Here is a 19681-nt window from a genome sequence, read left to right as displayed (position 1 = left end):
GAGCAGAGGATATCTAGATTTATCGATATGTCAATACGAAACGGTGTCTGACTGACGTCCCCATTTCCCCCATCGCGGCCATGGCCCGGCTCCTGCAATTGCAAATTGCACCCTAGCTGACTGCAACCGGGCCTCACGCTCAGGACGATTCACAGGCGACGAACATGTTCTGCAGGTGAGGTGACGACCTGGATCAATACTCGAGTTGAAGCTATACCGAAAGGGTTCAGAGTGAGGATGAAACCCACGCTCGATCAGCGACTGAGGAGAGCTTCGTGGTGTCGAATCAGCTGGTCATACGCAACATGACCCGTCCCGAGCTGGACGAACTCGTCGATTGGGCTGCCCGTGAGGGTTGGAATCCCGGTTTTCACGATGCCGAGCTGTTCTGGGCGACGGACCCTGCCGCCTACATCGCGGCATCCCGGGGCGGCGAATTGATCGGCGGCGGAGCCATCACCTCCTACGATGGCGAATTCGGCTTCATGGGTTTTTTCATCGTCCGGCCTGAATATCGCGGTCAAGGTCTGGGCAATACCCTCTGGCACGCGCGCCGCGAGCGACTCCTCGCCCGCCTGCGACCAGGCGCGAGCATCGGCATGGACGGCGTCTTCGCGATGCAGGACTACTACGCCAAGGGTGGTTTCGTCTTCTCCCATCGCAACATGCGTTTTCGTGCCATTACCGCTAAACGCCCGGTGATCTCGCCGGTAGACGACCAGGACATCGTCCCGTTGGCCGCCTTCCCGTTCGATCAGGTTGTCGATTACGACCGCACCTGCTTCCCCGCCGCGCGCGCAACCTTCCTGAGCGGGTGGATAACCCAAGCCGATGCACTCGCCGTGGGTTGCCGGCGCGAGGGCAGGCTAAGCGGCTATGGCGTAGCAAGGCGCTGCCGGGAAGGCTACAAAATCGGCCCCTTGTTCGCCGATGACGCCCTGGCAGCCACCGCCCTCTACGCGCGCCTGGCGGAATTTGCAGAGGGCGGCCCGTTGTTTCTTGATGCCCCGGAGAATAACCCCGCAGCGATGGCGCTTGTGCGCCAACAGGGCATGGTCGAGGTGTTCGGCTGCGCACGCATGTACCTCGGCCCTCCCCCGGCGATCGCGCACGAACGTGTGTTCGGCGTCACGACCTTCGAGCTGGGCTGATGTCCGCTCGCGACCTCATCGGTTATGGCGGCCGCCCACCCCACCCGCGATGGCCCGGTGAGGCGCGTGTCGCGGTCCAGTTCGTACTCAACATCGAAGAGGGAGCGGAGTCATGCATCCAAAATGGCGATGCACAATCGGAGGCCTGGCTGCACGAGCTACCAGGCCGCCCGCCGCGTGTGGGGGAATCGGATTTGAGCGTCGAGGGCATGTACGAATACGGATCGCGCGCAGGTGTGTGGCGCATTCTGGAACTGTTCAGTACCCGAGGCCTGCCGCTGACCGCCTTCGCCGTCGGCCGGGCACTGGAACTCACCCCGACGATTGGCCATGCGCTCTTTGCTGCCGGGCATGAGATTGCCGGGCATGGCTACCGTTGGCTGGACTATCGCGACATGCCTGAAGACCAGGAGCGGCGCCATATCCGCCTCACTCTCGACGTGATCGAGCAGATCTGCGGTAAACGCCCCACAGGTTGGTACACAGGAAGGGTCAGCCAGAACACCCGCCGCCTGTTGCGTGAGGAAGGTGGGTTTCTCTATAGCTCGGACGCCTACAACGATGATCTGCCCTATTGGCTCCCAGGCTCGCCCGCCCACCTGGTGATCCCTTACACACTGGTCAACAACGACGCCCGCTATCTGCTACCGAACGGTTTCGCCTGCGGTGAAGACTTCTTCGGACTGCTCAAGGATGCTTTCGACCTGCTGTGGCAGGAAGGCGCGCACCACCCGAAGATGATGAGCGTCGGCCTGCATGGGCGGATCAGTGGCCATCCTGGTCGTGCGATGGCGCTGGCGCGCTTTCTCGATTACGTGCAAGGCCACGACGCGGTGTGGATCTGCCGACGCGAAGAGATTGCCAGGCACTGGATAGCCCAATTCCCCGCTTGAGTGGTAGGTGGTTCGGAACGGTCTGAGCCTCGCTGGCGTATCAACATCACCACAGCTTCGGGCCTTCTCTGCCGGTCAAGGCCACGAAGTGCACCGGTTAACGCACTCTCCTGCCGACGTCTAAGCTTCCACGATCAAACCTTGTCTACCAAGGACTCCTCCCATGCCCCCCTCCCTCTCCGAACTCGACACCGTCCTACCCACCCTGACCCGAAAAATCCGCGTCCTGGACGCCTTGAGCTGGCCCGACGGCATCGAAGAATCCTTCCTGAAAAATTGGCGCACCGGATGCGCAAAACTCCCCAAAGTCGAACTCCACCCCCGCGATCACACTGCCGATATCGCCGCACTGGAAGACTTCATCACCCAATGCGATCCAGGCCATCCGGCCGGTAATTTTCTCGCCATGACCGCTCGCAGCTATGCCTCCGCCGGACGCATGCTCGGTGCCATTGGTACGCCGGACTTTACTCATTATTCGTCAGCGCTGTACCGCCGCCCGGACTTCTACTACACGAACCAGAAGCTGAGCATGCTGGATGCGGCGCGTTTCTTTCTGACGACCACCGACGCCCTGCTGGGCGGTGCGCGGATTCCGCCGACCCAGGCTGATATTCCGGCCGAGGCCTTTGCCGCGTGGATGCAACCGGAGCTGGACCGGTTCTTCGGTGAGGGGCGAATTGAGGTGGTACTTGATGCAACGCTGGCCGCCAAGGCCATCGCCGGGGCGAGTCGGATTCGCCTGCGGGCCAGCGCGCTGTTTTCGGAGCTGGACAAGAATCAGTTGTTGCAGCACGAGGCTTTCGTGCATGTGGCCACGGCGCAAAACGGTGCGCTGCAACCCAACCTCAAAAGCCTGGGCCTGGGGGCGCCGCGCACTACCCAGACGCAGGAGGGTATAGCCACCCTGGCCGAGCTGTTCACAGGCAGCATGGACATCAACCGTCTGCGGCGCCTGGCGCTGCGCGTACTCGCGGTGCAGCAGGCGCTGGATGGCGCCGATTTCATCCAGGTGTTTGAAGGCTTTTTGGCGGGAGGACAGTCGCAGGAGGAGTCGTTCCGATCGACGCAACGGATTTTCCGTGGTGCCGACCTGCGTGGCGGCTCGGCGTTTACCAAGGATGCTGCTTATCTGACTGGGATGCTTGGCGTGCATACGCTGTTGCGCATTGCGATTCGTGATAACCGGCCGGATTTGGTGGGGCATTTGTTTGCCGGTCGCCTTAGCCTGGGGGATACGGTGCGCCTGGCGCCGCTGTTTGAGTGCGGCTGGCTTAAGGGGCCCACCTATGTTCCCCCTTGGGCTTCTGACTTGCGTCTGCTAGCCGCCAACCTGGCCTTCTCCGCCTTTATCGCCCGCATCAATCTGGATGTGCTGGATCTGGACGTGTTCATGGCCTTTGCGGATGAGCATGAAAGCGATGCCAGTGCGCCGTGATATGCGGGCTGCCTGGATGATCGTGTTGTCTGGACGTTCTTTTCGCGGGCAAGCCACGCTCCCACAGGGACCTACGCCAAACCTGTAGGAGCGAGCCTGCTCGCGATGGACGTCAACGATGACGCGGGCAGTCTGAATGACCGCGTTGTCTGGGCGCTTTTCGCGAGCAGGCTCGCTCCTACACTGGCCTCAAGGCGCCATCGAATGCCGGCGTCAATCCCGCCAACTCCAGTTTGCAGACAAAGTCGCCCAGACGCTGCTGCTTGTAGGCTTCCACGTCCAGGTCGCGGTAGTCGTAGAAACCCTGGCCGTCTCGCAAGCCATTGCGGCCGTTTTGCATGTTGTCGGCGATCACCTGTGGCGACTCGAAGCGCGGTGACAGCGCGCCACTGAGGTAGCGCGAGGCGTAGTACAAAATGTCGCCACCACCCCAATCGATGAATTCAAGCAGGCCCAGCACCGAGAAGCGCAACCCGAAGCCGACACGCACCGCGGTATCGATATCTTCTGCGCTGGCCACGCCCTCTTCCACCATCCGCGCGGCTTCGTTCATGACCAATGCCTGGATGCGCGGCACGATGTAGCCAGCCACCGGGTTGCACACCACCGGTACCTTGCCGATCCGCTTGAGCAGTTGCAGCAGTCGTTCGACCACCTGCGGGCAGGTGGCTTCGCTACGGCTGACTTCCACCAGCGGCATCAGGTATGCGGGATTGAGCCAGTGTGCATTGACGAAGCGCTGGGGCTCCCTGACCATTTCGCTCAACTCGGTGACCAGAAACGTCGAGGTGGTCGACGCGATGATGGTCGATGCCGGAACATGCTCGCTGACCCAGGCGAAGGTCTGCTGCTTGACCGCGATGATCTCCGGCACCGCTTCGAACACCAGGTCGCACAGTCGCAATGCCTCTGCGGCCTGGGATCTGCTTTGCAGCGTCAAACGGGCTATCGCGATGTCCGCCTGTTCCGGCTCAAGCACGCCAAGGCGTACCAGCGTCTGAAGTTCGCTGCGGATGTTGTTCCGCACACGCTCAAAGTAGCCGTGCCGCTCATCCTCGGTGCGATCCTTGATGTCGATGAGGGTCACCGGCAGGCCCGCATGGATGAACGCCAGGGCAATGCCCTCGCCCATCCGGCCGGCGCCGACCACGCTGACTTTGGGCAGCGCGGCGTTCATCAGTTGAAGCCTCTGGTGAGAAGCTTGGTCATTTGCACCCGGTCGAGCTCGGCCAGACCCAGGTTCTCCAGCGTGCGGCCTTCGGCGTAGAGATCACGACCAGCGACGACAGAGGCGATGCTCAGCAGCCCCTGCGCCACCGGGGTCGACACACCGGCCCAGCGGCCGACGGACACCAGGAATGACAGGCCCAGGCGGGTGTCTTCGAGCATGTAGCGGTGTTTCTGCAGGTCGATGTCTTCGCGCCAGTCACCGCTGTCAGTCAGCTTGCCATGGGCACCGCGACCGTACATCCACTCATCGCCTTCGGTGCTGTTGTAGTGGTCGGCCAGGGGAAAGTGCGGCGCACCGTAGGTCAGCGCTTCGCGCACGGCCATGCGTTCGGCATCGAGCTGGTTGGTCACACGACGAATCGACGGTTGGGTGCCTTCGTTGTGAATGTCCCAGGTCTCGAAATGCTCCAGGGGACCTGCGTTCATCATGATCAACGGTGGGTGGATGATGGGGCCGGCGTTCATCAATGCACCGCTCAAGGCGTCTTCAATGGGTTCGACGCTCGGGTAGGCTTCACGCAGTACCGCGAAAGCGTGTTCGGACAGGTTGCTCGGGAACACACCGGTCGGCAGGCGGGTGGCGTAGCCGCTGATCACCAGGTCGCTGGCGCCGTGTTTGCGTACCAGATACGGCAGCGTACCGGTTTCAGCGAAGGCGACCTTGCTCTGGTTGCCCGCATCGGCCATGGCCTTGGCGAACACGAAACTGCCGAAGGTGCCCGGCGGCAGGAACACCACCTGACCGTCGCGTAGGTGCGGTGCCACGTGCCTGGCCAGATCTTCGTGGGAGGTCGACGGCAGCGGGATGATCACCAGTTGCGCGTCGCCCAGGGCTTCAGCCGGATCGTCGGTCAACGACAGTTTGTCGCCCTCCTGTCCGACGGACAGCATGCGAGTTCCCCGGTAGTCCTTGATGGTCAGACTGCCAATGGCCAGCAGCTCCTTGAGCGCGGCGGAATCTCGACGCCACAGGCGGGTCGGGTGCCCCTTTTCAGCCATTTCGACAGCTGCGGCGTAACAGCCGTGTCCACCACCCAGCACGGTAATATTCATGGAGATGCTCCTCTTGTAAGAGACTCGATGCTATCGAGCCGCACCGCCACAGACTCCTCCGATTGCGCAGTCGACTGACGGATTGCGCAGCCGTCTCAATGCTTGCGTCGGCGCAGGGTGTCCGACGGCAGACAGCCATAGCGTTGCCGATAGGCGCTGGAGAAATGCCCGAAACTGTTGATGCCGTGACGCAACAGGATATCGGTAACGGTTTCACCAGCCCTACCCTGCTTCAGCGACTCGTGGATCACCGCCAGACGACGGTCGCGGATGTATTCGACCGGCGCCTGCTGGAGGAACTGGTTGAAGCCATTTTGCAAGGTTCGCACCGAGACACCACACAGTCCGCTCAAGGTCGCCAGGCTGATGGGCTCGTCGAGGTGCTCCTCGATGTAGTCACGGGCCTTTTTCACGTGGTGCGGCAGCGGCGCGCGCGTATCGATCAAAAGATCCGCCGAATAGTTGTGCGGCAATTGAGTGAGCAGCAGTTGCATCAGGTATTCGGACAGGCCGCCGGCCAGACGCGAACCGTCCACCCCGCTGCCGTAAAGCCGACAGATGTAGTCCAGGGTGTGATAGAGGCTGACGACGCCCGCGCCCAGGTGGTCGACGCTGACATCGAAGATCACCGACTGCCGCAGGCTGCGGCCTAGCAGGTGTTGCAGTTGCGTCTCCAGAGCATCACGGTCGACGCGCAGGATCAGGTTGCGGCACTGCCCATCGGTGACGATGCGGCTTTGCGCGAACGGCGAGGAAACGCTCAGGTAGCCTGACTGCATTGCCGCGCTGCGCCGCCCGTGGGCCACCTCGCACTGCCCCTGCAAGGTAATGCGAAACAGGTACTGATCGGCAATGTCGTCGATGGTGATCTCCACCGGCGCGCCATAGCGCAGGTCGAGCAGCGCCGAATCACCGAAGAATACGCCGTTGAGCCGGGTATGGATCGGCTCGTCACGCAGCACATTGAAACTGTGCGGGCACAGGTAATGGCTGACCTTGTCCTTGATCTCGCAGTAATCGGCCGAGCTGAGCAGGCTGTGCCGTTCGAGCAAGTGTACGTCATTCAACATCAGGGGTTCTCCTGATCTGGAGCACACAGGCCCCGCTCCCTTCAAAAGGAGCGAGGCCCGGGCGCCGATCGTGGACTATGAGCAATCAAGCCAGGCTCGGGTACTCCCGGGCATAGCTTTCGCGGAAACGATGGCAACCACGCCAGAGCAGCAGCACGGTCAATGCCGACGCGCCGGCGATCACCAGCGACATCGACGAACCTACCGCTGCGGGCGATCCGAAGTAGCGGTCGGTCAACAGCGCCACCAGCGTGGTCCCCAGACCCAGGCCCAGCAGATTGCTGATCAGCAGGAACACCGCCGAGACCTGGGCGCGCACCTGGTTCGGCGCGAGGATCTGCATCGCCGCCGTGGACGCCGGCATCGGGAACGAGGCGAAGAACATCGCAGGCACCAACAGCGTCACTGACAGCCACAGTTGATCCACTTGCGGGAACAGCACGGCGGGCACCACCATGCCCAGGGCACCGATGACGCCGGTGCGCATGGCGGCATCCTGGTGACCTTGCTTGGCCAGGTAGTCGGTGAGCCATCCACCGAACAGCACCCCGGCGGTGTTGGCCAGCAACAGCACGGTGCCAAGCATGTAGCCCGCCTCTACCGGCGTCAGGCCGAACTTGCGGATATACAGCGCCGGGCTCCAGCTCATCATGCAGAACAGGACCATGGCGTAGAACGAAAAGCCCAGGTAATGGCAGGTGAAGGTGGCACGGTGACGAGCCAGGAAGCGAAAGCCATCGCCCAACGCGACCTTTCTGGCCCGACCCTGGGCATCGACCTGCAGGCCTTTGCGCGCAGGGTCACGCACGGTGAGCCAGATCAACAGGCCGACCACGATACCGGGCAGACCGACAATGAAGAACGCCAGCTGCCAAGCCTTCATCGCGCCGAGGAAGGCGACCTCGATGGTGTTCATGTCCTTGAGCATCGCGATCACATAGCCGCCGACCAGGAAAGCCAGGCCACCGCCGACGAACGAGCCGATAGAGTAGATGCCCACTGCGCGGCCGAGTTTTTCCTTGGGGAACATGTCGCTGAACATCGAGTAGGCCGAGGGCGACAGGGCCGCTTCACCGACGCCGACGCCAATGCGGGCGAGGAACATGTGCAGGAAGTTCTTGCTCAGGCCGCAGGCAGCCGTCGCCAGGCTCCAGAACACGACGCCGACGGCGATGATCTTCGGTCGGGAGAAGCGATCGGCCAGATAGGCGATGGGCATGCCCATGAAGGCGTAGAACAACGAAAAGGCCAGCCCGTGCAGCAGGCTGAACTGGGTGTCGCTGATCTGCAGGTCGGCTTTGATCGGCTCGATCATCAGCGCCAGGATCTGCCGATCCACAAAGGAAAAGATGTAGGCGATCATGCACAGGCCGACCACGTACCACTCGTAGATGTAGGTTTTCTTCTGCTGCTGCAGGACCGCGTTATCGACCTGGATATTCACTAGTGTTTGCTCCTCTTGGAATCCGCTCATGCGCGTAGCCGTGCGCAGAACAACGACTGGAAAGTTGCGGGGCAGATGCAAAGGACAAAGGGTTCACGCATGGTCAGGCCTCTTATTGTTATGGGGTCAAACGTCGGGTGGGTTTACCAGAACTTCCAGGTGTAGGTCGTGGCGAAACGGAATTCGTTGTAGTCGTAGCCGTACTTCTGCTTCACGTCGATGTTGCGCAGGTCCAGCCCCAGACCTTGCAGCGCCCCGCTCTGCACTACGTAGCTGAGCCCCAGAAAGCGTTCGCTTTCCTGGTTGTCGCTCAGGTTGGCGCCACGGTCCCAATGGGTACCTTTGATGTAGCGGGTGTAGAGCTTGAGCCCCGGCACGCCCATCCCGGCAAAGTCATAGCTGTAGCGCGCGCCCCAGGACCTTTCATCCGGACGGACAAACCCGAGGGACGACCAGTGCACCAGGTAAGGTTGCGGTATATAACCGTTCATCGTGGGGAATACGCTGTCACCGAGCATGCGCTGGTAACTGAGGCCAAACATGTGGGCGCCTTTGAGCAAGCTGAACAAGGCACCGTAGGAACGGTTGTCGATCTCACCGTTTAAAGCATTGCCATCTTCATTGTTATTGAAGTAGCGCAAGTCGGTTTTCAGTTTGTAGCCATTACCCAAGTCGGCCATATGCATCAGGCCAAAATAGTGCTGCTGATAAATATCGTGCAGCACCCCATAGAAATAACTGGCTTGCAGGTTTTTGGTAATGTCGTAAGTTGCGCCGCCAAAATCCAGGCCGTCACTGTCGAGATTATCGGTGGAGCCAAACTTGTAAAGTTTCTCGTGGTTGGAAGACTCCCGTGTCACGGCCGACCAGAACCGGCCACCGGTCATTGTCAACCCATCGACCTCCCTGGACTCGACCACGGCCCCTTGATAGATCGTATCCAGTTGCCGACTGGTGTCATCGAACGCCACCGGCAATTGCGGGCGAAGGTCACCGACCTTCAACTCGGTCTTGCTGTAGCGCATCTTGAGGGTTGCACCGGCGCGACTGTAGTCATCGGCCGTCTGCCGGTCGCTGACGCTATACGGCAGCGAGCCGTCATTGCCCGACGAATCCAGGCGCACGGCATACTGCGCATCCACATCAAGGCCGATGGCCAGGGCCGTGTCGGTGTAGCCGGAAGTAAACTGCGCATCGAACCCCTGAGACCAACTATGCACTTCAGAGTCCGGTGCATTGGTATTGGTGTAATTACGGTGCAAGTAAAAGTTACGCGTATCCACTTTGAAGTGACTGTCATCAATAACATCGGCCTGTGCGGCCAATGGCGAACAGATCATTCCCAATACACCGGCCATACCGAACCCGCGGCAAGATTGTTTTACCTCATGCATCTAACTTCTCCACATCTGTATGTGCCTGGGCACTGTATTTATAGGAGCAGGTTCAAACTAAAAACTAAAAATGCCGGCAGCCGAACACCGAGCCCTCTTGCGCAGGAAGGCGGATTGCATGAGGGACATGAAGGACGGTGGATTCGAGCATTGTCAGGCCTATTGTTGTTATGGGGTAAAACGCCAGGCGGACTCAAGGGAACAGACGACACGCCTCTTGCCTGCCCAAGGTAAGTCAGTAGACGCTGCACCGGTATCGAGAAGAACCGCATCCGTTGGGGGGAAAACTTCAACCCGGCTAAAGGTTTCCCTTAGTCGACCCGAAAGCGCAGAGGGCAAGCCTGAGTTGCCCGGGCCTTCCGGTCGCAAGGTCTTGTTACTGGATGGCCCCTAAACTAGCGACTGCACCGCCTGCCAACCTCCCCGATTGCGCAGGCGACTCTCCAATTGCGCAGCCTATTGCAGGCAGCCTGAGCACTGTCGCCGCCGTGTTACCGGCGTGTCGTCGAGGTATTTCAACGCCACTGGAAAAGGTCACCATTCATTCATGGTGACGATCGCATCAGGCAGCAACCTTTCGCGGCTCCAAATCACCCACGCTTGAGGTTGGCGGGTGCAAGCACCGGCGCCATCAGCGTATCCGGCTCCGCGTTTGTACATGTCACAGACGCCATCGATATCTGTGCACTCCCGTAACCGGTGTTTTGCTCTTCGTCCAAGCCAGACTCAACAGCACCGAAATCAGGATGATGCCGCCGACTATAACCAGCGACCATTGGATCGGCATGTGCCACCACGGCGCGACCAACATCTTGCCGCCAATGAACATCAGTACGATGGCCAGACCATATTTGAGCAAGTGAAAGCGGTCGGCCATGTTGGCAAGCAGAAAATACAGCGAGCGCAGGCCCATGATGGCGAAGGTGTTGGAGGTGAACACGATGAAGGGGTCGGTGGTGACGGCGAAGATAGCCGGGATGCTGTCGACCGCAAATACCAGATCGCTGGCCTCGATCAGTACCAGCACCAGGAACATCGGCGTCGCCCAGCGCAGGCCGTTCTGGCGCACGAAGAAGCACTCACCGTGAAAGCCGTCGGTGATGCGAAGATGGCTACGCAGCCAGCGCAGCAAGGGGTTCTTATCGAGGTCTGGCTGCTGGTCGGCGAAGATCAGCATTTTGATGCCGGTGATGACGAGGAAGGCGCCGAAGACATAGAGCAGCCAGGCGAACTCCTGCACCAGCCAGACACCGGCGAAAATCATACCGGCGCGCATGACGATGGCGCCGAGCACGCCATAGAGCAGGACGCGGCGCTGCATCTCTGGCGGCACGGCGAAGTAGCCGAAGATCATCACGAAAACGAACATGTTGTCGATCGACAGCGACTGCTCAATCAGGTAGCCCATCAGGAATTCGAGCGTTGTACGCTGGGCCACTTCGGCACCAAACATGATGTGCAGATACCACCAGAGCAGGACGGCGAAGACCAACGCCAAGCTGGTCCAGGCGATCACCCAGGCCAGCGCTTCGCGGGCCGAAACACGGTGCGCCTTGCGCCCGCCGAAGACAAACAGATCAAGCGCCAGCATGGCGAGGACGAAGCCGATGAAGGCGGACCACATCCAGGGTTGGGCGACGCTTATGACGGTCATGCCGTGCCCCCTGACAGATAGGCGGTGTTTTCAGTAACGGGCTCGAAGCTGTTGCACGCGCCCCTTGACCGCATAAATGCCGGCCACCGCCTGGGCGCTCAGCGCATCTGCTCATGCTAACGGGCATGTTGCATCAATAAAAATCGTTTATTTTTTGCGAATTGTTCGTTATTAACGAAGTATTGATGCCGATGTGTTGGCGCTGATTGAAAGTTGACCCACCCTGTCGATTGAAATATGACCCAGGGTGGATTGCTGATTTTGCATTCGCAATCGTGGATAAGCTTGGCAGCAGCGTACTGATTGATTGAAGCGATCAGGGCATGCCTGAAGAGGTCTTTTTTTTGCCGATCCAGCAAGCTGATGGCCGCGCTGAGGGGCTCCAAAGCCGCAGTGATAATCCGCAGAAGTTGTTTCGACCAATTGCTCAGCTAACAACTGTCGTCGCAACGCCCCGACTGTGCATCAGTGCGTTTTTACACACTCTGGGCCAGAAGCAGTCACTCCCGTCACGTCGCTTTGATCCAAAGTTTTGGTTAAGGGGTTAGCTTTAGGCGATCCCTTGGAAAGAAGTGAGCAATTTTAGCGCATTTTTACACGTCCAGACCACGAATAAGTTTATTGGCTTCTTCAGCACTTATGATTTTGTATGATTGGTTGTAATGTGAGTATAAGAATGGCGTGCCGCCCTCTTTGGAAGTGACCTTGGCCTGAATTTAAAACATAGTTCCTACCGGATGGCCTTTGCGCATTTCTGAAGAGCATTCGACATTCATGGAGGTGTCGAAATTTTGGCTTGGCAGCGGGCGTGCCCGAACAACTTCGCTAGAAGTAGTGCCCTACCTGTGTACGTTTCGATCACGACGGTTCGATAATTGCTCACTGACTACCTACATGTGCAGATATTTATTGTTTGGATGTATAACGCTTGGATAACGGGGGCTTTATCTCGCCCCAATGAGCGAAGTAAACAAAGAGAGAAAAAGAAGGGAGGACAGATTTATTTTTTGTACGTGACAGCATGAAAAAATAAATCTGCCCCATTTCTTATTGTGCCATTTTTTGAGAAAAGTCATTTCGGAAACAGCATGCCAGAACTGCTAGAACCACTCAGAGGTATCGGATTGATATCAGACCATTCACCATTTATTAAAGCATAATAGTTCCATCCGCTGTCTGTTTTAAGTCCAAAGATGAATGCGCCCAATGTTATTGTCAACATGGTGGGCAACGCATCTTCTGCTGCAGCTTTGACTTTTGCAGCTATTATCTTGGCATCCTCCTCGCTTTTGCCTTCTGACATTGCCAACTGGACGACCGACGTGGTTATACTCGTTATCGTGTCCGCGGAGGCTCCTTTTTCCTTATAAATATTCCGCAATGTTGTTGCCGTGTACCGGTTTTCCGGCCAAGCGCTCATCAAAGCATTTGTTGCAATATCCACAAGACCCTCCCCTCTGCGAGCAACGTAAGGTTGAGTTCCGGCTCTATCAGTTATCGAAACTCTCCGCAGCATATTAGGCGCCTTATTTTTGAGTGCCGTTTGCTCGGCTTTGTCGCGCCTCACGTGGCCCGACTCGTAACTAAGCCCAACATCTGCGGCGATATGAAGAACAAATTCGTCAGTAATAGTGAACCTGCACCCACTTAGCTCGACTGTGATAAAAAACTCATGATCACTTTCGTAGTCGCTACGTTTAACGCATGTGACCTTTTTAGCGGAATAATTTAATAGATAGACCTTTGTCCAGTCATGACCAATTTGTTTTGATAGTTCCCAGCTGTACTCTCCTGTTTTTTTTGCACTTACATAGATCGATGCTCCATGGGTCACAAAGCTTTTGTCTCCTGCCAACAATGCTCCTTTGCCTTCAACCTGCTTTATTCTACTTCTGTTGGTTTTTAGCAGATCCCAAAAAATAATATTGTCTCGCTTACTCTCATCACCCGACGAACTAGAATCTCCATTTTCGTTTTTTCTTTCTTCATCCTTAATAGTCATTGGTATCATAAGTCCAGCTCCGCGATAGTGGTTGATGCAGGCTAGTACATCTGACCGCTTACGGCCAATTCTGTTGAAAAAGTCGGTTCGTCCAAACGGCCCGAATACTGATCGGTAAAAACGCCACTTTTACACGCTGCTACGTGAAATCTAAGTCCGGAAGCCTCTGTTAAAAAGAAAGATTTCAATATCCGGCGCGTACTTTTCTGCCGAGGAAACCATGGCCGACTTTTTCAACAGAATCGGCCAAAAGCGAACACTCGGTTAGCACCGCTTTTGGGCATTTAGCCGAATTTGAAATGCGTCGCTTTCAGTCACTTCGGTGAAAGCAGGGGCAGGATTTTCACCCGCCCCCAGTTGCCTAACCTCGCAGGAAAGCGAGCAAATCGGCGTTGATTGTATCGGCGTTCGTTGTGGGCATTCCATGCGGGAAGCCCGGGTAGGTTTTCAGCGTGCTGTTTTGCAATAGCTTGGCTGACAAGAGCCCGGAATTTTCATACGGCACGATCTGATCATCATCACCATGCATCACCAGCACGGGGATCGTGATGCTCTTTAGATCGTCGGTAAAGTCGGTCTGGGAAAAGGCCACGATCCCATCGTAATGTGCCTTTGCACAGCCCATCATGCCTTGGCGCCACCAATTCAAGATGATGCCTTCGGACGGTTTTGCACCAGGGCGGTTATAACCGTAGAAAGGTCCTGCCGGAACGTCATGGTAGAACTGTGCGCGGTTGGCCTTCAGCTGTGCCTGCAAATCATCGAAAACCGACTTTGGCAAGCCGCCTGGATTGTCTGGGGTCTGGACCATCAACGGTGGCACTGCACTGATTATCGCCGCCTTCGACACTCGGCCTTCGCCGTGGCGAGCAATGTAATGGATGACTTCCCCCCCACCGGTGGAGTGGCCCACATGGACTGCACCTTGCACACCAAGATGGTTGACGACGGCCGCGACGTCATCCGCATAGTGATCCATGTCGTGCCCGTCCCAGACCTGACTGGATCGCCCGTGGCCACGTCGGTCGTGTGCAACCACCCGGTAGCCGTTCGCCAGGAAAAACAGCATTTGCGCATCCCAGTCGTCCGCGCTGAGCGGCCATCCGTGATGAAAAAAGATCACCTGGGCATCGCGTGGCCCCCAGTCTTTGTAAAAGATCTCAACACCGTCCTGCGTAGTGACATAACTCATGCTCGCATCTCCTGTGTGGCAGGGAGGCCATGACCCAAAGCATTAAACCTGCGCCGCTGGCTGCCCAATAACTTCAGGTTTAAAGTCAACTTTAAGGTCAACGGTTTTTTGGGTGGAATATGAGAATAGGCGAACTGGCGAAAATCAGCGGATTGGCGCCTTCACGCATCCGCTTTTACGAAGCGAGCGGCCTGATCAAGTCTGTCGCGCGCAAAGCCAATGGGTATCGGGACTATTCGCCTGACACGGAATGGGTTCTGGAGATCATCACGGGCGCCCAGGCAGCGGGTTTTTCATTGGAAGAAATCCGACAATTACTGCCGATGAATGCGAACGGTTGGAAGCATGAAGAGCTGCTCAGTGGGCTCAAGCGCAAGGTTGAGGAAATCGAAATCCTCCAGCAACGGCTGGCCCAGAATAAAGCGCAACTGCTGCTGGTGATCGAGGGTATTGAAAGCAAGCCTGAAGGCATGGGTTGCGTGGACAACACGCAGTTGTTGTTGCATCGTCTGCGCGAGGAAGGTGTGGCGCCAGCACCACGCGACCGCGATACTGCGTCGTCCAAGTAAAGCGTCACCTGTCAGGCTTACAAAACTGTCGTCAGGCAAGTTCAAATTGCGGTTACTCCGGACCAGCTTCAGCCGTCAACCAGCGAGAAAGGCGCGTATTCTTCAGATCGAATAGGGTTGATTCAGAGGAGCCTTAGGTGATAATCAACTAACTCAATCGACCAACTAACTGAACTTTAAACAGAATAGCCGCCATACTTAGCAATCGAGTTGAGCGTGCAAATAACGCAGCAATAGAGCAACTCGATTTAGTCCACCAAGGTTGGAGGTATCCGTCTGCGCGTAGTATTTACGCGGATGGATAGGCGCAGGCAGGCCTGGAATTGAACGTAGCCGATACTCACACGCTACTTTGCCGGCAGCGCAACCATCAGGAAAAACGCAATTCATTCGGCACTAAGTGTACCGGCCGCGTTACAACTCAATATAGATGCGATGGAAGAACAGCGCCAGTGCTATGGAGTTAACTTGCACAGTTGCATGAGCGATCAGCAGCCGTTGCGGTAATTACTGTCAGCTCGAATCGAGCGTCAACATTCGGACTGGGCAGGCAGGATTCGATTTTAGCTGTCGCGTGCATGATGTCGGTAAGTGAGCTTCCGGTTGACGGGCGGACAAGGGGTGGCCCAACGCGTACACCCCCGAAAGGGCATAGGCCGAGAACGCCCGTGCCGCCGCCCCACATAAAACCACATAAAAACTGTACTCATGCACAGGAAGACACTCATGCACACCATTCGCAACACCTTGGTGGTGGTGGATCCGCAGCAGTCCAATGACCTGATCCTGAATAGAGCCAAAATGATTGCCGGCGCTACCCAGTCACACCTGCACCTGCTGGCCTACGACAAGGGGCACCAGCATTCCTCCTGCTTGAACGACATGCAAGGCGCCTTGGTACAGGAGGGTTATAGCGTCAGCACCCAGCAGGCCTGGAATGGGAGTTCACACAAGACTATCATCGCCACCCAACAAACGGAGGGCTGTGGCCTGGTGATCAAGCAGCACCTGCCCGACACCCCCCTGATGAAGGCCCTGCTCACCCCCGAGGACTGGAAACTACTGCGATACTGCCCCAGCCCGGTGCTTATAGTAAAAACCGCCAGACCGTGGACCGGTGGCACCATTCTCGCGGCAATAGATGCTGGCAGCAGTGATATGGAACATCGCGTCCTGCATTCCGGCATTGTCAGCCACGGCTATGACATCGCCGCACTGGCCGGCGGCACTCTGCACATGTTGAGCGCCCACCCCTACCCCATGCTGTCGGCGACCGACTCCGTATTCCAACTCAAAGAAAGCATTCAGGCTCTCTATCGCGAACTGTGCAAGACATTCCAGGCCGAATTCGATGTCAGCGACGAATGCCTGCATATCGAAGAAGGTCCTGCCGATGTGCTGATCCCGTATATAGCGCACAAGCTCACAGCCGTACTCACGGTGATCGGTAGCGTGGCCCGCACCGGACTGTCCGGCGCATTGATCGGCAACACCGCCGAGATGATTCTGGACACCCTGGACAGCGACGTCCTGGTACTCAAACCGGACGACATCATTAACCACCTGGAAGAACTGGCCGCCCCATCACACGGTACATCGGCAGATACTGAGACATCCTCTTGGCCGTATAGCCACAATAACCGTCGATCACATACTTAAGAGCGAGACCGCTGCACCGGCCAACCACCTGCCATGGCATGGCATGGCATGGCATGGCACATCAGGCCAGCCATGCCTGCTGGATGAATTGCCACGTGCCACTATCGTCGGCTTGGGGCCGAGAGCAGCCCTTGCCGAGTGCTAATCGCCGTGCCCCTTCCTTCCCGCCCCCTGCTGCACATCCATCACGCTCACACCTGATCCATCGCCTCGACCACGCCCTTATCCTCACCCAGGAACCCGCCGCTTTGATGCTGCCACAGCCGCGCGTAGACGCCGTTCTTCCCGAGCAATTCGGCGTGGGTACCCTGTTCGATGATGCGCCCGTCATCCATGACGATGAGCCGGTCCATGGCCGCAATCGTGGACAGCCGATGGGCGATGGCGATCACGGTCTTGCCCTGCATCATTTCATCGAGGCTTTCCTGAATGGCCACTTCGACTTCGGAGTCCAGCGCGCTGGTGGCCTCGTCAAGCAGCAGGATCGGGGCGTTCTTGAGCATCACCCGGGCAATCGCGACGCGTTGGCGCTGGCCGCCTGACAGCTTGATGCCCCGCTCACCCACAAGGGTGTCGTAGCCGGTATGGCCTTGCCGGTCGCTCAGTTGGCTGATGAACTCATCGGCCTGGGCATTGGCCGCGGCGTTGCGGATTTGCGCTTCGGTCGCATCGGGACGGCCGTAGGCGATGTTGTCGCGAATGGAACGGTGCAGCAGGGAGGTATCCTGGGTGACCATGCCGATGGCGCCGCGCAGGCTGTCTTGCGTCACGTGTGCGATGTTTTGGCCGTCGATGCGAATCTCCCCGCTGTCGACGTCATAAAAGCGCAGCAGCAAGTTGATCAACGTGGACTTGCCGGCGCCAGAGCGGCCCACCAGGCCGATTTTTTCGCCCGGACGGATGCTCAGGCTCAGGCCATCGAGCACCTGGCGTTCGCCGTTGTAATTGAAGCTCACGTTATCGAAGGTGACCGCGCCACCGGAGGTCACCAGCACGCCCGCGTCCGGCGCATCCTTCACCTTTGGCCCGCGGGTAAGGGTCTCCATGCCGTCCTGCACGGTGCCGATGCTCTCGAACAGCGAGGTCATTTGCCACATGATCCAGTGCGACATGCCATTGATGCGCAACGCCATGGCGGTGATTGCCGCCACGGCACCTGCGCCGACCTCTCCCTGGTGCCATAGCCACAGAGCATAGCCACCGGCTGCCATGATCAACGCCACCACCAACGCCTGGTTGACGATCTCGAACTGGCTGACCAGGCGCATCTGACGAAAGCCGGTTTGCTTGAAATCCTCCATCGCCGCACGCGCGAAGTGCGCTTCACGATTGGAGTGGGAGAACAGCTTCACCGTCGTGATGTTGGTGTAGGCGTCCGAGATACGCCCGGTCATCATCGACCGCGCATTGGCCTGTTCCTGCCCGACTTTCCCCAGGCGGGGCACGAAGTACCACATGGCCAGCCCGAACAACACGACCCAGGCAACGAAAGGCAGCATCAGTTTCAAAGCGAAGCCGCCGGCCAGCGCGATGATCGCAATGAAATACACTCCGATCCCGGGTGCGATCTCGATCAGGGTGAACAGCAGGTCGCGCACCGCCAGCGCCGTCTGCATCACCTTGGTCGTGACCCGGCCGGAAAACTCATCGGAAAAAAACGAAAGGCTTTGCCGCAGCATCAGGCGATGGAAGTCCCAGCGCAGCCGCAACGGCAAGTTAATCGCCAATATCTGGTGCTGCACCATGGTGCGCAACGCCACCAGACCGACACTGGTCACCATGACGATGCCCATGCCCCACAACACGCGACTTTCCTGCGCGGCCGCGTCACCGCCTGCCTGCCAGGTCGAGAGCAGGTCCACGACCTGCCCGAGGAAGGAAAACAGCCAGGCTTCGTAAATCGATACACCGGCACTGAGCAGCGCAAACGCAAGGATGTAACCGCGGGCGCCCCGCGTGCAGGCCCACAGGAAGCGAGCCAGGCCGTCGGGGGGCGGTGGCACCTCGTCAGGAGGAAAGGGGTCGAGCCTTCGTTCAAACGCACGAAGCATGGTGTTCTCCAAAACGATCAAGTTGAGGAGATTCTGCCATTGAACGGTTGCTTTGAGGGGACGACCGTCCCTCGCAATGTGACCAGCTGGGTCAGGGAGAGGCGTTTATGCAAGGCCATTGTCGAAAAGGTCAGGCAAGGAAATATGTCCGAACGCCACCGCCATTGATAAATACTCTCAAATGCGTATAAACCCATTACAGATTAATTAACAGCAGTGAAATCGGCCTGAAAGGTGAGTACTTCGGGGGCCGCTTGAACGCCTCCGCGGCCATCTTCCAGATCAAACAGGATAACCTGGGCCAGAGTACCGGCGTGCTGATCGATCCTTCGAACCCTGTCGGCGGCTACGCCTACGAGGCCAGCGAAGGCGCGACCAGCAAGGGCTTCGAGCTGGAAGTCTCCGGCGAACTGGCGACTGACTGGAATGCATCGGTGGGTTACACCCAGTTCACCGCCGAAGATGCCAACGGCGACGATGTGAACACGCTGTATCCAACCAAGTTGCTGCGTACATTCACCACCTATCGCCTGCCCGGCATGTTCAACAAGCTGACCATTGGCGGCGGCGTCAACTGGCAGGATTCGATCTACACCTACGCCACCAACCCGGCAGGCAACTCCGAGAAGATTCAGCAGGACGCCTACGCGCTGGTCAACCTGATGGCGCGCTACGAGATTACCGATAACCTCTCGGCGCAAGTGAATGCCAACAACGTCACTGACGAGAAGTACTTCGACATCTTCGATGCCTACGGGGCACTGACATACGGCGCCCCCCGCAGCATTACCGCGTCCGCGAAGTACCGCTTCTGAGATACCGTCTCGCTACTCTCTGAATGACCACGACACCGGCCTCGCGCCGGTGTTGTAGTTTTTGAT

15 protein-coding genes are annotated in these 19681 nt (G+C 58.0%); 6 read left to right on the top strand and 9 right to left on the bottom strand.

What is annotated here, in order from left to right; genetic code table 11:
* Positions 1-278 precede the first annotated feature (278 nt).
* The 3 genes from FFS64_RS26270 to FFS64_RS26260 all read left to right on the top strand — a co-directional run bounded on the left by FFS64_RS26270 (position 279) and on the right by FFS64_RS26260 (position 3482).
* Positions 279-1151 carry a GNAT family N-acetyltransferase gene (locus FFS64_RS26270; RefSeq protein ID WP_137807718.1) on the top strand — a complete coding sequence of 291 codons (873 nt, stop codon included), beginning with the start codon at positions 279-281 and terminating at the stop codon, positions 1149-1151.
* On the top strand, positions 1151-2044 hold the full coding sequence (locus tag FFS64_RS26265; RefSeq protein ID WP_137807717.1) for a polysaccharide deacetylase family protein: 894 nt from the start codon (positions 1151-1153) through the stop codon (positions 2042-2044). The genes FFS64_RS26270 and FFS64_RS26265 overlap by 1 nt, the downstream gene beginning before the upstream one ends.
* Before the next feature lie 163 nt (positions 2045-2207).
* Positions 2208-3482: a flavohemoglobin expression-modulating QEGLA motif protein gene (locus FFS64_RS26260; protein WP_137807716.1), complete on the top strand. Its 1275-nt coding sequence runs from the start codon at positions 2208-2210 to the stop codon at positions 3480-3482.
* Between the two features lie 178 nt (positions 3483-3660).
* On the opposite strand, the gene FFS64_RS26255 is transcribed toward FFS64_RS26260, so the two are convergent.
* The 8 genes from FFS64_RS26255 to FFS64_RS26215 form a co-directional block, all read right to left on the bottom strand.
* Positions 3661-4659, bottom strand: coding sequence for a 3-hydroxybutyryl-CoA dehydrogenase (locus FFS64_RS26255; protein WP_137807715.1), 999 nt, complete (start codon positions 4657-4659; stop codon positions 3661-3663).
* On the bottom strand, positions 4659-5765 hold the full coding sequence (locus FFS64_RS26250) for an NAD/NADP-dependent octopine/nopaline dehydrogenase family protein (protein ID WP_137807714.1): 1107 nt from the start codon (positions 5763-5765) through the stop codon (positions 4659-4661). Before FFS64_RS26250 ends, FFS64_RS26255 begins: the two co-directional genes overlap by 1 nt.
* Positions 5766-5860: 95 nt before the next feature.
* Positions 5861-6835 (bottom strand): AraC family transcriptional regulator, encoded by a 975-nt coding sequence (locus FFS64_RS26245; RefSeq protein ID WP_137807713.1) that lies wholly within the window; start codon positions 6833-6835, stop codon positions 5861-5863.
* 85 nt (positions 6836-6920) lie between these two features.
* Positions 6921-8279, bottom strand: coding sequence for an MFS transporter (locus tag FFS64_RS26240; protein WP_137807730.1), 1359 nt, complete (start codon positions 8277-8279; stop codon positions 6921-6923).
* Positions 8280-8422: 143 nt separating this feature from the next.
* Positions 8423-9673, bottom strand: coding sequence for an OprD family outer membrane porin (locus tag FFS64_RS26235; protein ID WP_137807712.1), 1251 nt, complete (start codon positions 9671-9673; stop codon positions 8423-8425).
* 661 nt (positions 9674-10334) lie between these two features.
* Complete coding sequence (locus FFS64_RS26225; protein WP_137807711.1) at positions 10335-11327, bottom strand: TerC family protein; 993 nt, start codon at positions 11325-11327, stop codon at positions 10335-10337.
* Positions 11328-12399: 1072 nt separating this feature from the next.
* Entirely contained in the window at positions 12400-13329 is a 930-nt protein-coding gene (locus FFS64_RS26220) for a hypothetical protein (RefSeq protein ID WP_137807710.1), read from the bottom strand.
* 361 nt (positions 13330-13690) lie between these two features.
* On the bottom strand, positions 13691-14521 hold the full coding sequence (locus FFS64_RS26215; RefSeq protein ID WP_137807709.1) for an alpha/beta fold hydrolase: 831 nt from the start codon (positions 14519-14521) through the stop codon (positions 13691-13693).
* A gap of 119 nt (positions 14522-14640) precedes the next feature.
* Between FFS64_RS26215 and FFS64_RS26210 the strand changes: the two genes are divergently transcribed.
* Entirely contained in the window at positions 14641-15090 is a 450-nt protein-coding gene (locus tag FFS64_RS26210) for a MerR family transcriptional regulator (protein WP_137807708.1), read from the top strand.
* Between the two features lie 726 nt (positions 15091-15816).
* Positions 15817-16749 carry a universal stress protein gene (locus FFS64_RS26205; protein WP_137807707.1) on the top strand — a complete coding sequence of 311 codons (933 nt, stop codon included), beginning with the start codon at positions 15817-15819 and terminating at the stop codon, positions 16747-16749.
* 191 nt (positions 16750-16940) lie between these two features.
* On the opposite strand, the gene FFS64_RS26200 is transcribed toward FFS64_RS26205, so the two are convergent.
* Positions 16941-18800 carry an ABC transporter ATP-binding protein gene (locus FFS64_RS26200; protein ID WP_137807706.1) on the bottom strand — a complete coding sequence of 620 codons (1860 nt, stop codon included), beginning with the start codon at positions 18798-18800 and terminating at the stop codon, positions 16941-16943.
* A 206-nt stretch (positions 18801-19006) separates the two neighbouring features.
* Here FFS64_RS26200 and FFS64_RS26195 point away from each other — a divergent pair, with 206 nt between their 5' ends.
* Positions 19007-19615, top strand: a complete 609-nt coding sequence (locus tag FFS64_RS26195; protein WP_305955754.1) for a TonB-dependent siderophore receptor — start codon at positions 19007-19009, stop codon at positions 19613-19615.
* Positions 19616-19681 lie beyond the last annotated feature (66 nt).

The organism is Pseudomonas sp. G(2018) (assembly GCF_005502415.1).
Taxonomy (GTDB): Bacteria; Pseudomonadota; Gammaproteobacteria; order Pseudomonadales; family Pseudomonadaceae; genus Aquipseudomonas.
This window is presented reverse-complemented; position numbering and strand designations above follow the sequence as displayed.

Bases quoted from the DNA above. Each gene is read 5' to 3' on its own strand.
- FFS64_RS26265 (WP_137807717.1), top strand. From the start codon at position 1,151: ATGTCCGCTCGCGACCTCATCGGTTATGGCGGCCGCCCACCCCACCCG.
- FFS64_RS26260 (WP_137807716.1), top strand. From the start codon at position 2,208: ATGCCCCCCTCCCTCTCCGAACTCGACACCGTCCTACCCACCCTGACC.
- FFS64_RS26255 (WP_137807715.1), bottom strand. From the start codon at position 4,659: ATGAACGCCGCGCTGCCCAAAGTCAGCGTGGTCGGCGCCGGCCGGATG.
- FFS64_RS26250 (WP_137807714.1), bottom strand. From the start codon at position 5,765: ATGAATATTACCGTGCTGGGTGGTGGACACGGCTGTTACGCCGCAGCT.
- FFS64_RS26245 (WP_137807713.1), bottom strand. From the start codon at position 6,835: ATGTTGAATGACGTACACTTGCTCGAACGGCACAGCCTGCTCAGCTCG.
- FFS64_RS26235 (WP_137807712.1), bottom strand. From the start codon at position 9,673: ATGCATGAGGTAAAACAATCTTGCCGCGGGTTCGGTATGGCCGGTGTA.
- FFS64_RS26225 (WP_137807711.1), bottom strand. From the start codon at position 11,327: ATGACCGTCATAAGCGTCGCCCAACCCTGGATGTGGTCCGCCTTCATC.
- FFS64_RS26220 (WP_137807710.1), bottom strand. From the start codon at position 13,329: ATGACTATTAAGGATGAAGAAAGAAAAAACGAAAATGGAGATTCTAGT.
- FFS64_RS26215 (WP_137807709.1), bottom strand. From the start codon at position 14,521: ATGAGTTATGTCACTACGCAGGACGGTGTTGAGATCTTTTACAAAGAC.
- FFS64_RS26210 (WP_137807708.1), top strand. From the start codon at position 14,641: ATGAGAATAGGCGAACTGGCGAAAATCAGCGGATTGGCGCCTTCACGC.
- FFS64_RS26205 (WP_137807707.1), top strand. From the start codon at position 15,817: ATGCACACCATTCGCAACACCTTGGTGGTGGTGGATCCGCAGCAGTCC.
- FFS64_RS26200 (WP_137807706.1), bottom strand. From the start codon at position 18,800: ATGCTTCGTGCGTTTGAACGAAGGCTCGACCCCTTTCCTCCTGACGAG.